A 14,275-nucleotide genomic window follows, 5' to 3' on the forward strand; every position below is an offset into this window, starting at 1 on the left:
TCCTCACAGCCTTTTTTCACCAAAATTCTTCTCAGCTCTCTTCCGTTCTTCTCCGTTTCCTTCCGAACATTCCTAACAGTACTAACACATCGCTTTTGCGGTACACACTTTGCCAAAGTTAATAGCTCGTGCGGCTCGCACCTTTGGCAAAGTTGATTAGTGGTATTATTGACATTTACTCCATTTACTAATCTGTTAATTTCCTCATTTGCTCATTTTCTCATTCTCTCATTTCCAAATTCCCCACCCTCTTGTCACTTTTTCGTCGCATTCCTAGTGCCTATGGCCTTAGGCCTAAGGCCTCGCATTTTTCTCTTCTTTCATCACATTTTTTCGTAGTTTCAAAAAAAGTCGTACCTTTGCAAAAAATTAATTACAGGTCTTGTAGTTCAACGGATAGAATAGAAGTTTCCTAAACTTTTGATCCAAGTTCGATTCTTGGCAAGACCACTTTTTTATCAAAAAACTTGGTCGGTATAAAAAAATATCGTACCTTTGTTGTTTCAAAAGGCAAATCCATCATTTTAATAACTTAAAATATCGGAATTATGAAAGACCTAAATGTATACATCGAAGAATTGCTCTACAAACACCAATGCGTGATTATTCCTAAGTTTGGAGCATTTATATCTAATAGAAAATCAGCCCAAATGGCTGAAGATAAAACGTTCGACCCTCCTAAACGAGAGCTCAGTTTCAACGCAAGCCTCACTTCTAACGACGGCTTGCTCATCAAGTATATATCCGAACAAACAGGCATCGAATATAACTTGGTAGAAGATTACGTAAACTTAGCTGTCGAAGGGTGGAAACGCATCTTAAAACAAGACCAAACCTTAAATCTCGAAAAAATCGGGACTCTTAGGTTAGTCGGCGAAGGTCGTATCTCTTTCGAACCCGCTGACGACGTGAATTTCCTTACCGATTCTTTCGGTATGGCGCCTTTCGTACCTCACGAAGTAACCGCCTCCGATTTGAAAATAGAAGAAAATCAAATCCGTCCTACACTCGACCATTCAAGTACCGATACCGGCATTCCTAACCTTCCCCCAGAAGAAGATGCCGTAGTAACTCCTACTGAAAGTCCTGTGAGCCAAGTTACAGCTCCTGTGGTAACCAATACTCCTAAAACCCACAGAGGTACTACCCCACCGCCAGCTAAGGAAAAGAAACCTGCTAAAATAATGCCGTATGTAAAATATACAGCAGTAGCCTCAGTAGGCTTAGCCTTTTTGGCTTATGGAGCTTATCTGCTCTTCGGCGAAAGAGTAGTAAACGATGGCAATAACGAACAACAGTTTGCAATTACTGACAGCTTAGTACAAGAACGTCTTAACCAAAAACTCAGCGAAGCAGCCGTGTTCACCCCGCCTATTACTATTCCTGCTATTCCTTTGCAAGTAGAAAAAGTAAAGGCTAAAAAGCCCGAGCAAGTAAAACCTGAGCAAGTAAAGCCTGAACAAAAACCTACTCAGTCCACTAATCAAGCTGCCACTACGGTAGCGACAACCAAGCCCGCTAACACGCCTGTACAAGCTACTGCTACGCCTAAGCCAGCGCAAACCAGCACTGCGCCCAAACCTGCACAAACCACTACAACACCTAAGCCCGCTCAAACCAATACCTCAGGTGTAGCCTCTACCCCTGTACGTACAAATTCGGCAATGTCAGCTAAAAAATATCAAGTGATTGCAGGGGCTTTTAAAGACGAGAAAAACGCAGAAACCCGAGTGAAACAACTCCAAAAGCTGGGGTATAAAAACGCTTTCGTATTAGGAATGAACGCCAGAGGTTTGTACCAAGTAAGTTATGGCGGTTTTGATTCTATGGACGAAGCTAAACTACAACAAAAAGAAGTACAAAACTCTAAAGAAGAGAAAAAACTCGACGGTGGCTGGATACTAACTCAACCCTAAAATAATGATGAAACTCAAGAAAAAACCTTCTGACTCACGTACTATACTCACCGACCTCGTGCTCCCAGGCGAAACCAATCACCTCAACGCTCTGTTTGGGGGTGAACTCCTCGCCCGTATGGATAGAGCTGCTAGTATTGCCTCACAACGCCACTCTGGGCGTTTAACCGTTACCGTATCGGTAAACCACGTGGCTTTTACTCACAGCATACGCATAGGAAGCATTGTAACGGTCGAAGCCGCCATCTCACGCGCTTTCTCTACTTCTATGGAAGTATATATCGATGTGTGGATGGAAAATATCTATGGCGAACGTACCAAAGCTACCGAGGCGATTTACTCTTTCGTAGCGGTAGACGAAAACGGTCGCCCCGTAAAAGTACCTGAGATAGAACCAGAAACCCAGCTCGAAAAAGAACGTTACAACGGTGCCCTACAACGTCGCCAACTGAGTCTTGTGCTTGCAGGTAAACTCAGTCCGCACGACGCTACCGAGCTAAAAGCTCTCTTTACTAAATTAGAAAATAGCTGATGCATTTAGTAATAGAACCGCTGTAAAAGGCGGTTTTTCTCTTAAAAACAAAGCAAAATGACCTTATCTGAAGAAAACCACTTGAAAGCTATCTTTCACCTTTATAACGAAAAGAAAGAAGAGGTGAACACCAATGCTATTGCCGAAGTGATGAATACCAAAGCTTCATCAGTAACCGATATGCTTAAAAGGTTAGCCGATAAGGGACTCATCAACTATGTGAAATATCAAGGGGTAACACTCACTAAAAAAGGCACGCAAAAAGCTATTGCTATCATTCGCAAACACCGTCTTTGGGAAGTATTCTTAGTCGAAAAACTAAATTTTTCTTGGGACGAAGTGCACGAAATAGCCGAAGAGTTAGAACATATACAGTCAGAAAAACTTATAGAGCGCCTCGATGCTTTCCTCGATTTCCCTAAAAAAGACCCCCACGGCGACCCGATTCCTAACAAAGAAGGCGTTTTTACCACCACTATTCAAACCCTATTAAGCGAGCTCAAACAAGGCGATAAAGGTATATGTGCAGCGGTAAAGAACACCTCTAAGGAATTTCTCGTTTACCTCAACAAAATGAATATAGCTCTTGGCGACGAAATAGAAGTACTCAGCAAAGAACCCTTCGACAACTCTATGACTCTACTGGTAAACGACAAACAAATCAACCTATCAGCAATGGTATGCCGAAATATCTATGTCAATGGTTAGTGATTAATTGTAAATGATTAATTGCGCCCCAAACTTTGGTAAAGTTGAAATTTTACAGACAAAGGTTTTAAAAAGATGAAAAAAAACAATATAAAAAAATTAAGCCTTATTTTAGGTCTTATATTCATTATAATAATCGGTTACTGCGGTTACTGCATTTACCGTCACTATACCCGTACTCAAAAAATCAGCTTTGAAGAGAAAACTATAGAACGTAGCGATGAGAATTGCGAAGATAACTGTTTCTCTGTAAGCCTAAACTATCTATATTGCAACGGTAATAGCGAGTTTGCTAAGAATTTCAATCAAGAAATAGAGCTACAACTCTCCAATTTTCTCCTTTCCAACGACGACTCTCTACAAGTGGAAGGTATCAGTATAGAAAAAGCTTTAGATAGCCTTACAAAAGATTACTATAAGCTTCACGAACATTTCCCTGAGCTCCCTGCTTTCGAGTTTATCGCTACCGATAGCATTATGTGGCAAAATAGCAAGATGCTTTCTTTAGTGTCCAACCGTTATGCTTTTACCGGTGAAGCACAACCCATACAAACCAAAGTTTTCACTCACTTTGCGTTAGATAATGGTGAAGTAATTACCAATGAAAACCTCTTTACCGATGAAGAAAAAGTAACCCAAATAGCCAAACGTTATTTTGAGAAAGCACAACAAAACGCCACCATCACTCCTTTAGATGATAAGAAGTTTGATTTTGAAGATGGAACCTTTCGTCTTCCTAACCAAATGGGTGTAGCAGCCGATGCTCTCATTTTGTTCTATGAACCTTTTGAGATAGCTCCTTATGTAGATACGCCTTTTGAAGTGAAAGTACCTATAAAAGAAATTATGCCTTATCTCACTTTTGCTGACAATAAATAACACTATGAAAGAACGATTGACAACATTACATAACGCTCTCTTACAAAAAACAGAAGTAGGAGGTCTCGCTTTTTTAGCTGAACAATTTCCTAATGAGATAGTTTTTTCAACCAGCTTTGGGTTAGAAGACCAAGCCATTACTCACCTCATTCTCGCAAACCAAATTCCTATTAGTATTTTCACCTTAGATACTGGTCGTTTGTTCAACGAAACTTACTCAGTTTGGGAAAGCACTGAACAGCGCTACAATACACATATTTTGCCTTATTATCCCAAAACACACGATATAGAAGAATATGTACATAAAAATGGCCCTTTGTCTTTTTATCGCTCAGTAGAACTGCGCAAAGAGTGCTGTCATATACGCAAAGTAGAACCCCTTAGCCGAGCGCTAAAAGGCAAGAAAGTATGGGTAACAGGTTTGCGTGCCGACCAAAGTAATGCTCGTAAAGATCTCCCTATACTCGAATGGGACGATACTTACCAGCTCTTTAAATACAATCCTATCCTCCATTGGACGTTTGAAGATACCAAAGCCTTTATCAAGGCACATAACATTCCTTATAATGTGCTACACGACAAAGGTTTTGTGAGCATAGGCTGTGCCCCTTGTACTCGTGCTATCAAAGAGGGTGAAGATTTCCGCGCAGGTCGTTGGTGGTGGGAAAGCAATAGTAAAAAAGAATGCGGACTACACGAACACAAATAATAACAAAGAGCTCCACTTAGCTTGCTAAGTGGAGCTCTTGTTCTCTATAAATAATTCAATTAATTAAGATTTACCCTTTGTCTTTTTGCTTCAAAAATAAGCACAGCAGCAGCAACTGATACATTCATAGAGTCGATTACGCCTTCCATTGGGATAATGATGTTCTGAGTGCTATGGGTAAGCCATTCCTCTGTAAGACCTTGGTCTTCCGTACCTACTACGATAGCACTGGCTTCCTCAAACGATACTTCGTAGTAAGGTTTAGAGGCAGTAAGAGCAGCGCAATAGCTATTGATACCTTTGGCTTTGAGAAAATCAATCACTTCAGTAGTACTACCCGTTGCAATAGGAACAGTAAACACGCAACCCACGCTCGAACGTATAATATTAGGGTTGTAGAGGTCAGTTTTAGGATTGGCAATAATCACAGCGTCTATATTAGCAGCATCAGCAGTGCGAAGGAGAGCCCCTATATTACCTGGTTTTTCAGGAGCTTCAGCTACCAATAACAAAGGAGAATCGGTTGCGAAAGCTAGCGTATTTAAGCTGTGCTTTTTAGTCTGTATTAAGGCAATAACCCCCTCAGTAGAACTGCGATAACTAATCTTTTGGTATACTTCTTTGCTAATAGCGATAGGATTTACTCTTTGAGCTGTATGACTAAGGAGTTTTAGCAAGTGTCCTTCTGCAAAAATCTCAGGTTGATATAGCAATGTTTCGAGAGTGTAGCCTCCTTCAAGGGCTAAGCGTATCTCGCGAGCACCTTCTACTACACATATTCCTTCTTTTTTACGCTCACGCGATTTCTCGCTGAGGAGAACTATTTTCTTTATCAGGGGGTTTTGAGTACTGGTGATGTTCATTTTTAGGTAAGAGATAAGAAGTAAGAAAAAGCTGCCTACGAGAGTAGGCAGCTTTTGTTATCATTTATCCATAAGCACCATACATTGCATCAGCTCGGGCTTATTTTTGGTGTAGTCATCTAACCAAACTTTCAATTCTTCTATTTCATAAGGTAATAACCTATCAATAGCTTTTTTAAGTTCCTTACAAAATAGGTTAGGGTCGAAACTCACTTTCGATAAAATCATTGTGGTATATTCAAACATAGCTCGTTTCATAACTTCATCTATTTAGAATTTCACTGTACAAATGTACTTCTTTAAAATGAACTAAGCAAGTTTTTAGGTGTTAATATTGTGTTAATTTTTATAACTATTTCAGTTTCACATCGTATTCTAAATGGGCTTGCACTCCACGTTGCTGAGCGATATGTTTCACCTGCTGATAGACTTCATAAGCTTCTACACCCATCTCATTGCGCAAGTTCTCACCTCTGAGATTCGCTCCAAAACGGCGGAACATTGCTTTAAAGTCCATTTCGAAAGTGGGGTAAGAAACGGTGCGATATTCTTTGAGTCCGTTGTCTTTAGCAGCGTAGGCGATAGCATCGTTTAGCGAGCCGATTTCGTCTACCAAACCATTAGCAAGAGCTTCTTTACCGCTCCATACTCTTCCTTGTGCAATGGAGTCTATTTGGGCAACCGTTTTACCACGCCCTTTGGCTACACGGTCTAAAAATACAGTATACACTTGCTCGATAGATTCGGTCATTTCTTTTTTGAATTGTTCAGTAGGTTTTTGGAATACACTATAGAACTGAGCGTTGGGGTGAGTGCTTACAGTTTCGGCATTTATACCCCAGTTGGTAGCTAAGGCATTTACATTAGGAATTACCCCAAACACCCCAATAGAACCGGTGATAGTACCTGCTTCTGCAAAAATACGATTAGCATTGCACGCAATATAATAGCCTCCTGAAGCGGCATAGTTGCCCATAGAGACATATACCTTTTTCTTCTTTTTAGTAACTTCGATTTCTCGGTGCATCAATTCAGAGGCTAAGGCATCGCCACCAGGGGAATTGATACGAAGCACAATAGCTTTTATATCTTTATTATCAGAGGCTTTGCGCAAGGCACGGATAATGGTTTCATTACCTACGATTTCGGCGCGCCCTTCGCCTTGCATAATCTCACCATCGGCATAGATAACAGCTATTTTATTTTTGGAGTGCTTGCCCGCTGCTTTGCCTACTACGGCTTCGGCATAGTCTTCAATATTGATAAAATCGACTTTATCGATGCTTTTACTACCGGTTTTATCACAGATGATTTGCTCGAATTCATCACGGAAAAGAATGCCGTCTATGAGTCCGTTGTTTTTAGCTAACTGTGCTGTGCGTCCACCTACATTGGTAGCTATTTCATTGAGTTTTTCTACGGGAATATTACGACTTTTAGCGATATCGGTAACGATGACGTTCCACATAGCAGAGAGTAATTCGGTGAGTTGCTTGCGGTTGTTATCGCTCATCTTATTGTCTAAGAAAGGTTCTACAGCGCTTTTGTATTTACCGTGGCGAATCACTTCCATTTGTACACCGCTTTTTTCTTGGAGCCCTTTGAAGAAAAGGACTTCAGAAGAGAGACCTCGGAGCGCAACACTTCCGAGCTGACTAATATATACCTTATCGGCTACGGTCTGGAGATAGTAATCGAGTTGAGAAATTTCATCGCTATAAGCTAAGACGAATTTGCCAGAAGTCTTGAAATCCTCCAAAGCCTTGCGAAGTTCTTGAGCGAAAGCTAATCCGCCGATGTTACCCGTACTTTTGAGGTAAATACCTTTGATACGCTTGTCGGTTTTGGCGTTCTCAATAGCTTTGAGAGTTGCATTAAGTCCGTTATAGGATTCGGAGGTATAGTCGAAATCCTTAAAAGTTATGCGTTCGCCGTAGTCTACTAATGGTTCTTCAAAAGAGAGTTCGAGTACAGAGTTGTCCTTCACACTCACTTCTTCACCTTTGGCACCACCTACCACTGAGCTTATCATCACAGAAATGAAGATGAGGAAAAGAATAAAACATATCCCCATAGAGATAAAGAATCCGAGGATAGTGGCTAAGAGAGTCTTAAAAAAAGTCATATTGTTGATGTTTTAATGATTATTTTTTAGGTTTTAATTACCTCCTCCATCAGAGGAGCAAGCAGTAAAGGTTACTAATGTTACCGCAATAGCAATAAGGATGTAAAAAGCCTTTTTCATTTCTTTTATTTGAGTTAATACAGGGGCAAAGATAGGAGAAAATTAACAAATCAGCAAAGTTTTAATACAAAAAAAGAGCTTATCTGGAAAGTTTTATTTTGTGAGGACGATTTGCCAATCGCCCCTACAATGTAACTAAAGCATTTTGATTATCAAGGTAATCAACTTAGCCAAAGTTTTTAAAACTTTGGCTAAGTATGTAACTATTACTTTTCTGTTTTTATGGCTCTGAGAATTTCTCCTATCCAGAGTACGAGGCTGGTAGCACCAATGATGATTGTCCAATCAGTGAGCTTGAGTGGGGTTACATTGAACATCTGTCCACCAAAAGTAGTGATAAACACTTGACCGATGACAATCACTGTAGCAATAAGTATAAAACCTTGGCTCTTGCCTATATTATAAAAAGTACTCTTGCCGGTACGATAAGCTTTGGCATTGAACATATTCCAGAATTGCAAGAACACGAATATCGAGAAGAACAAGGAAAGTTCATAAGCCGATAGTCCGTTTTTGGGTGTTCCGAAGTGAAAGAAATGACTGAAATAATCAGTAATTGAGAATTGAGTGAGACTGGTGATATCCTCATTTTTAAAGTACTGAATGAAACCAAAAAGCAACACTACAAAGAATCCTCCTACACCAAAAATGCCTTTCGTCATTGGCTTTGTAATGATATTAGCACCACGCGCACGAGGTTTATCGTTCATTACGCGGTTGCTCGGTGGTAAGGACGCTAACGCTAATGCTGCAAAGGTATCCATAATGAGGTTCACCCAGAGCATTTGGGTTACGGTAAGCGGTGACTCTACCCCTAAGAATGCCCCAATGAGCACGATGATACACGCTGCCACATTGATAGTCATCTGGAAGAGGATAAAACGCTGAATGTTCAAATAGAGTGAACGCCCCCACATTACGGCTTTACCGATACTACTGAACGAGTTGTCCAAGATAGTGATATCAGAAGCTTCTTTGGCTACTGAGGTTCCGTCGCCCATTGAAAGACCTACTTGGGCAGCTTTGAGGGCTGGTGCATCGTTGGTACCATCACCGGTTACGGCTACAACTTCGCCTTTTTGTTGCAATAGGTTCACGAGGCGTGCTTTGTCGAGCGGACGTGCGCGTGAAATCACACGTAGGTCGGTAATGCGGTCTAAGAGTTCGGTATCGCTCATTGCGGCAAATTCTACGCCGGTGATTTGGTTGCGCTCGGTGCAAGTATCGTCCCACAAATGTATTTGGCGGGCGATTTCGCGAGCGGTACCTGGTGTATCACCGGTTACAATCTTCACCTGAATGCCTGCGTGCAAACACTCTTCAATAGAAGCAGGCACATCAGGGCGTACGGGGTCAGAAATAGCAGTAATACCTATAAAATTTAAGCCATTTATCACTAACTTACCATTTTCGGATATTACCGTATTCGGGTTGTCGATTACTTTATATGCAAAACCGATAGTGCGCATTGCTTGGTTTTGGTATTGTAATAGTTTTGCCTCGAAATCGGCTTGAGGAATATCGGAAAGGAATTTACCACCCTCGTAGCAAAAAGTCATCACGATTTCGGGAGCTCCTTTTACGTACAATACCGGTTTGCCCAACGCTGGTGATTGCACCAAAGTAGCCATATATTTGCGTTCGGTAGAAAAAGTGAGTTGGTTAAACACTTCACTCCCTTCGCGTATGGGCAAGTAGTTGGTTCCTTTGCCGTAGAGCCACAATAGGAGTGCTCCTTCGGTAGGATTCCCCAGCACGTTTGGTTTTTCTTTATCAGTAAAATCGAGATAAGCCGTAGAGTTCACCGCCATCGATTCGGCGATGAGTTTTTCACCTAATTGTTCATCTGTAAAACGATTGAAATAAGTTTCGTAGATAGTCATTTGGTTTTGGGTGAGCGTACCCGTTTTATCGGTACAAATCACGGTAGTAGCACCCATCGTCTCACAAGCGTGCATCTTGCGCACGAGGTTATTGGTAGCCATCATACTGCGCATACTGTAAGCCAAACTGAGGGTAACACTCATCGGTAAGCCTTCGGGTACCGCAACTACCACCACAGTAATAGCAATCATCGCTGTATTGAGAAGATAGTGACCAAAATCAATCCAATCGATTTGGTTTATGTTATGAGCAGGAAGCGTAAAATATAGGATAAGGCGACCTACAATCACCAAAATTGCAATGGCGTAACTGATTTTGGTAATCATTCCTGCGAGTTTATCCAACTGTTCGTTGAGAGGAGTTTTCACTGTGTTGTCTATCTGAACCCCTTCGAACACTTTGCCATATTCGGTAGCATCGCCGACCTTTTTCACTTCAAAAATACCGTGACCATCGGATACCGAAGTACCGCGACAAACGTAGTTAGAAGGGTAAGTAGCTTCTGCCTCAAAATCGGCTGGATTGGTGGTTTTGTGTACCAAAGGTTCTCCGGTAAGGGTAGACTCGTTGATATGCATTGATACGGCTTCGAGGAGCTCGCCATCGGCGGGTACTTCTTCACCGGTTTCCAAAATCACTATATCGCCTACTACAATATCCTTTTTGAGCACTTGTGTAATGTGTTCGTTGCGAATGACTTTATAGTAAATCTCGTCGTTTACCTGATTGAGAATTTCGAATTGTTTATTGGCTTTATGCTCAAAATAGAAAGCGACACCTGTAGCCAAAAGTACAGCAAAGAGAATCCCTATGGGCTCTAAGAAAGCATCGAAACCTTCATTATGCACCATATACTCATAAGTAGATACTCCAAAAGAGAAGACGAGGGCAACGAGAAGAATGATGATAATGGGGTCGGTGAACTTTTCTAAGAATTGTTTCCAAAGCGGTTCGCCTTCTACTGATGAAAGGGAGTTTTCGCCGTATTTTTGGCGACTTTCAAAGACTTGCGCATCGGTAAGACCTTTGTAATGGTGTTTATCAGCCATAGTTTTTTGAGTAATTAAAGTGCAAAGATAGCTATAATTAGCGAATTAAAAAATTATAAAATGAGAGAATTTGGGAATTAGGAAATTAGGGAATGAGAAAATGTGGAAATGAGGTGCGAGGTTGAGTTAGAGGAATGAGGCTGTGCCTCAGAAATTAAACAAAAATTTAACAAAATCAAGGCTGCACCTTGTGAAATGAGGAGAGGTTCGTCGGAGTTTTTAGAGAATCTTAGAGAGGTTTTGAAGTTTCGGAAGATATCGGAGAGATTCGGAAGAGAGCTGAGAGAAGTTTTGGTGAAAAAAGGGTGTAAGAAGGGTGGGGTTAGCTTATAGAGAGCTTATAGGAAGGCTTATACGAATCTTGGACGATTGGTATAGAAAGGGTGTATAAATAGTTGATTCATAATATAATAACAACAATAATAAAAATGGTAAAAACGGGGTTTCGAGGCGAAAGAAAGAGGAATAGGCACTAGGCCTTAGACCATAGGCACTAGGGGGGAGTATGACAGAAAGGGGAATTAGCAAATTAGAGAATTTGGAAATTAGTAAATTTGTTGGAGGAGTTTAGTGGGAGTGTGGGGGCGGAAAGATGAAGCGCAGTGATATATAAGACAAAGATAAGCTATATAAAAAATTGGAAATAAGTGGGTTGATAGAATGAGAGGGGTTAGGGTATTGGTATTTTTTATTATTGTTGTATCTTTGCACCGATTTAACTTCTTAGGTTTAACACTTAACTAAAAATGCAAACATATCACGACCTCTTGCGCCATATCCTCGATAATGGCTATTCTAAAGATGACCGTACCGGCACGGGAACGACTAGTGTATTTGGTTACCAAATGCGCTTTGACCTCAATAAGGGTTTTCCGCTGGTAACGACTAAAAAGATACACTTAAAATCGGTTATCTATGAATTACTTTGGTTTTTAAAAGGAGATACAAATATTAAATATCTCACTGACCACGGGGTGCGCATTTGGAACGAATGGGCAGATGAAAACGGCGACCTCGGTCCTGTTTATGGAGCGCAATGGCGCCACTGGAATGGCGAGGCGATTGACCAGATAAAAACGGTGGTAGAGACTCTTAAACAAAATCCTGAAAGCCGACGGATTATCGTTTCGGCTTGGAATCCGTCGGTATTGCCTGATACGGGAAAATCGTTTGCGGAGAACGTAGCCAATGGTAAAGCGGCATTGCCTCCTTGTCACGCACTGTTTCAGTTTTACGTAGCCGATGGGAAATTGTCTTGTCAGTTATACCAACGCAGTGCCGATGTGTTTTTAGGGGTGCCTTTTAACATTGCTTCATATGCCTTACTCACGATGATGCTTGCGCAAGTATGCGATTTGCAATTAGGAGATTTTGTGCATACTTTTGGTGATGTGCACATCTATAACAATCATCGTGAGCAGGTAGCTTTACAGCTCAGCAGGACGCCACGCCCTTTGCCTACGATGCACTTGAATCGGGCAGTGAAGGATTTGTTTGCCTTTGATTATGACGATTTTCGTTTAGAAGGCTATGACCCTTACCCTACGATTAAAGCGCAGGTATCGGTATAAAGTTAAAATTTCGTTAAAAAATGCTTAGAATTTTGCTATATGGAGCTTTTTTGTTTCATTTGTGCGTTTAAAATAAAGTAAATACTATAAAAAAATGAAGAAATATCTTACAATCGTTATCGCTTTGGTAACCTTACAAAGTGCGTTTTCACAGGTTATTTCGGAGACTTTTTCGTCAGGGAGACTCAATAGAAAACAGAAGATAGGTATCTACAAGCCTGAAAAGTACACGGATAGACAGGCATATCCGCTGATAGTAGTGCTCAATGCCGAAACGTTGATGGAGCCTGTTGTTTCGATGGTACGTTATTACGAACAGTTTGGTGAAATGCCTAAGTGTATAGTAGTGGGTGTGTATGAACCCAAACAAGAAGATGTAACGGTGGTAGAAGAGGTGGGTCGCCCTATTAATGAGTCGGCTCGTTTCTTTGAGTTTGTATCGGCAGAATTAGTGCCTTACATACAAGGGAAATACCCAATAGCTGACCTAAAAGGGGTTATTGCTTCGGAAGAGGCGGGTTTTTTGGCTAATTACTATATGCTTGCCGAGAAGAAACCTACTTTTAATATGATAGTAAGCCTTAATCCAGTGGCTCTTCCACGTATGGGAGAAGAGTTTTCGCACGCTTTGGCAGCGGGAGTGCCTAACCGTTTATTTTACTATATGGCTACTGCCGATGTGGAAAACAAAGTGGTGTACGACAAGGCAATTCAGTTTGAAAGAGCGATGCGCTCGGCGCCCGTGCACGAATCGGTAGAATATCACTTTGTTGATTTTAAAGGAAGCTCAGTAAACGCTGCTAAATTGCAGGGGATAGCACAGGCTCTTGATATGTGTTTTGACATTTATAAACCCATAGGAGGCAAGGAGTTTAAGACCCAAATGGAGACTCTTGAAACGGGGATTTATGAATATTTGGAGAACAAATATAACACTATTTATAAACAGTTAGGCGTAAAGAAAGTGCCTATACTAAACGATGTGATGGCTACTTATACAGCTATTAATTCGTCGCAAGACTGGGAATCGCTTAAGAAATTGGCGAAATACGTAGAGAGCAATGGCTACTTAAAAACTGCTATGCCCAACTTCTTTTTAGCTGAATATTACGAAAAGATGGGCGACGATAAAAAGGCACTGAAAACCTATCAGAAAGCGTATACTGAGCCTAATATAGATTTCATCACAGGAGACTTGATAAATGAACGTATCACGCATTTGCAAGCTACCAAACGCAAGAGCAAACGCACAAAAGTAATAGAACCCATAGAACCAACAGAAGAAGTGGCACCTGCACAAGAAGAACAAAATCCTACCGATGAAAGTAATCAGAACTAAGATAGAAGGTGTGGTGATTATTGAGCCACAGGTGTTTTTTGACGGAAGAGGTTACTTTTTTGAATCGTTTTCGCAACAGCGATTTAATGAGTTAGTAAGCCCCACTGTATTTGTACAAGACAACGAATCGCAATCGACCTATGGAGTATTGCGCGGATTACACTTTCAGAAACCACCTTTTGCACAGGCTAAATTGGTGAGAGTGGTAAAAGGAGAAGTACTTGATGTAGCAGTGGATTTGCGAAAAGACTCACCTACCTTTGGGCAGTATGAGTCTGTGATACTAAACGAAGAAAACAAGCGCCAGTTTTTTATCCCGAGAGGATTTGCTCACGGTTTTGCTGTATTGAGCGAAGAAGCTATTTTTCAATACAAATGCGACAATTACTACGCTCCCGAGAGTGAGGGTAGTGTGCGCTGGGACGACCCTACCATAGGTATTGATTGGCGACTACCAGCTGAGGTGATACAACTTTCGGAGAAAGACAAGAAAGCGCCATTACTGGTAGAGGCAAAAGGTAAAAGATAAAAGGTAAAGCCAGTGAGGGCTCGTAACAGGGTATGTGAGTGAAAGGTGAAA

Annotated in this window: 13 protein-coding genes and 1 tRNA gene; 10 read left to right on the forward strand and 4 right to left on the reverse strand. The window is 41.1% G+C overall.

Going from position 1 to position 14,275, the window contains the following annotated elements:
• Window positions 1-378 precede the first annotated feature (378 nt).
• The 6 genes from HMPREF9072_RS03410 to HMPREF9072_RS03435 all read left to right on the forward strand — a co-directional run bounded on the left by HMPREF9072_RS03410 (window position 379) and on the right by HMPREF9072_RS03435 (window position 4,744).
• Window positions 379-450: transfer RNA gene (locus HMPREF9072_RS03410), tRNA-Arg, on the forward strand.
• A 98-nt stretch (window positions 451-548) separates the two neighbouring features.
• Entirely contained in the window at window positions 549-1,916 is a 1,368-nt protein-coding gene (locus HMPREF9072_RS03415) for an SPOR domain-containing protein (RefSeq protein WP_009410556.1), read from the forward strand.
• A gap of 4 nt (window positions 1,917-1,920) precedes the next feature.
• The gene (locus HMPREF9072_RS03420; RefSeq protein ID WP_009410557.1) at window positions 1,921-2,448 is read left to right on the forward strand and encodes an acyl-CoA thioesterase; all 528 of its coding nucleotides are present in this window, start codon (window positions 1,921-1,923) and stop codon (window positions 2,446-2,448) included.
• A 57-nt stretch (window positions 2,449-2,505) separates the two neighbouring features.
• Window positions 2,506-3,156, forward strand: a complete 651-nt coding sequence (locus HMPREF9072_RS03425; RefSeq protein ID WP_009410558.1) for a metal-dependent transcriptional regulator — start codon at window positions 2,506-2,508, stop codon at window positions 3,154-3,156.
• 75 nt (window positions 3,157-3,231) lie between these two features.
• A complete protein-coding gene (locus HMPREF9072_RS03430) occupies window positions 3,232-4,035 on the forward strand; it encodes a DUF3298 and DUF4163 domain-containing protein (RefSeq protein ID WP_009410559.1) in 804 nt (267 codons plus the stop codon).
• 4 nt (window positions 4,036-4,039) lie between these two features.
• Window positions 4,040-4,744 (forward strand): phosphoadenylyl-sulfate reductase, encoded by a 705-nt coding sequence (locus HMPREF9072_RS03435; RefSeq protein WP_009410560.1) that lies wholly within the window; start codon window positions 4,040-4,042, stop codon window positions 4,742-4,744.
• Between the two features lie 59 nt (window positions 4,745-4,803).
• Here the strand turns inward: HMPREF9072_RS03435 and HMPREF9072_RS03440 are convergent, their stop codons facing one another.
• The 4 genes from HMPREF9072_RS03440 to HMPREF9072_RS03455 all read right to left on the reverse strand — a co-directional run bounded on the left by HMPREF9072_RS03440 (window position 4,804) and on the right by HMPREF9072_RS03455 (window position 10,785).
• Window positions 4,804-5,607 carry an RNA methyltransferase gene (locus HMPREF9072_RS03440; protein ID WP_009410561.1) on the reverse strand — a complete coding sequence of 268 codons (804 nt, stop codon included), beginning with the start codon at window positions 5,605-5,607 and terminating at the stop codon, window positions 4,804-4,806.
• 60 nt (window positions 5,608-5,667) lie between these two features.
• The gene (locus HMPREF9072_RS03445; protein ID WP_009410562.1) at window positions 5,668-5,865 is read right to left on the reverse strand and encodes a hypothetical protein; all 198 of its coding nucleotides are present in this window, start codon (window positions 5,863-5,865) and stop codon (window positions 5,668-5,670) included.
• 94 nt (window positions 5,866-5,959) lie between these two features.
• Window positions 5,960-7,732, reverse strand: coding sequence for a signal peptide peptidase SppA (gene sppA / locus HMPREF9072_RS03450; RefSeq protein WP_009410563.1), 1,773 nt, complete (start codon window positions 7,730-7,732; stop codon window positions 5,960-5,962).
• Window positions 7,733-8,058: 326 nt separating this feature from the next.
• A complete protein-coding gene (locus HMPREF9072_RS03455; RefSeq protein WP_009410564.1) occupies window positions 8,059-10,785 on the reverse strand; it encodes a calcium-translocating P-type ATPase, PMCA-type in 2,727 nt (908 codons plus the stop codon).
• Window positions 10,786-11,025: 240 nt separating this feature from the next.
• On the opposite strand from HMPREF9072_RS03455, the gene HMPREF9072_RS12445 reads away from it, so the two are divergent.
• The 4 genes from HMPREF9072_RS12445 (at window position 11,026) to rfbC (ending at window position 14,224) form a co-directional block, all read left to right on the forward strand.
• A complete protein-coding gene (locus tag HMPREF9072_RS12445; RefSeq protein WP_232300834.1) occupies window positions 11,026-11,118 on the forward strand; it encodes a glycosyltransferase in 93 nt (30 codons plus the stop codon).
• Window positions 11,119-11,531: 413 nt separating this feature from the next.
• A complete protein-coding gene (locus HMPREF9072_RS03460; protein WP_009410566.1) occupies window positions 11,532-12,356 on the forward strand; it encodes a thymidylate synthase in 825 nt (274 codons plus the stop codon).
• A gap of 94 nt (window positions 12,357-12,450) precedes the next feature.
• On the forward strand, window positions 12,451-13,695 hold the full coding sequence (locus tag HMPREF9072_RS03465) for an alpha/beta hydrolase-fold protein (RefSeq protein ID WP_009410567.1): 1,245 nt from the start codon (window positions 12,451-12,453) through the stop codon (window positions 13,693-13,695).
• The gene (gene rfbC, locus HMPREF9072_RS03470) at window positions 13,676-14,224 is read left to right on the forward strand and encodes a dTDP-4-dehydrorhamnose 3,5-epimerase (protein WP_009410568.1); all 549 of its coding nucleotides are present in this window, start codon (window positions 13,676-13,678) and stop codon (window positions 14,222-14,224) included. The genes HMPREF9072_RS03465 and rfbC overlap by 20 nt, the downstream gene beginning before the upstream one ends.
• The last annotated feature ends 51 nt before the right edge of the window (window positions 14,225-14,275 follow it).

This window comes from Capnocytophaga sp. oral taxon 324 str. F0483 (assembly GCF_000318315.2).
Taxonomy (GTDB): domain Bacteria; phylum Bacteroidota; class Bacteroidia; order Flavobacteriales; family Flavobacteriaceae; genus Capnocytophaga; species Capnocytophaga ochracea.

Coding starts and splice junctions, on each gene's coding strand:
- HMPREF9072_RS03455 (WP_009410564.1), bottom strand. CDS start 10,785: ATGGCTGATAAACACCATTACAAAGGTCTTACCGATGCGCAAGTCTTT.
- sppA (WP_009410563.1), bottom strand. CDS start 7,732: ATGACTTTTTTTAAGACTCTCTTAGCCACTATCCTCGGATTCTTTATC.
- rfbC (WP_009410568.1), top strand. CDS start 13,676: ATGAAAGTAATCAGAACTAAGATAGAAGGTGTGGTGATTATTGAGCCA.
- HMPREF9072_RS03425 (WP_009410558.1), top strand. CDS start 2,506: ATGACCTTATCTGAAGAAAACCACTTGAAAGCTATCTTTCACCTTTAT.
- HMPREF9072_RS03440 (WP_009410561.1), bottom strand. CDS start 5,607: ATGAACATCACCAGTACTCAAAACCCCCTGATAAAGAAAATAGTTCTC.
- HMPREF9072_RS03460 (WP_009410566.1), top strand. CDS start 11,532: ATGCAAACATATCACGACCTCTTGCGCCATATCCTCGATAATGGCTAT.
- HMPREF9072_RS03415 (WP_009410556.1), top strand. CDS start 549: ATGAAAGACCTAAATGTATACATCGAAGAATTGCTCTACAAACACCAA.
- HMPREF9072_RS03420 (WP_009410557.1), top strand. CDS start 1,921: ATGATGAAACTCAAGAAAAAACCTTCTGACTCACGTACTATACTCACC.
- HMPREF9072_RS03465 (WP_009410567.1), top strand. CDS start 12,451: ATGAAGAAATATCTTACAATCGTTATCGCTTTGGTAACCTTACAAAGT.
- HMPREF9072_RS03435 (WP_009410560.1), top strand. CDS start 4,040: ATGAAAGAACGATTGACAACATTACATAACGCTCTCTTACAAAAAACA.
- HMPREF9072_RS03430 (WP_009410559.1), top strand. CDS start 3,232: ATGAAAAAAAACAATATAAAAAAATTAAGCCTTATTTTAGGTCTTATA.
- HMPREF9072_RS03445 (WP_009410562.1), bottom strand. CDS start 5,865: ATGAAACGAGCTATGTTTGAATATACCACAATGATTTTATCGAAAGTG.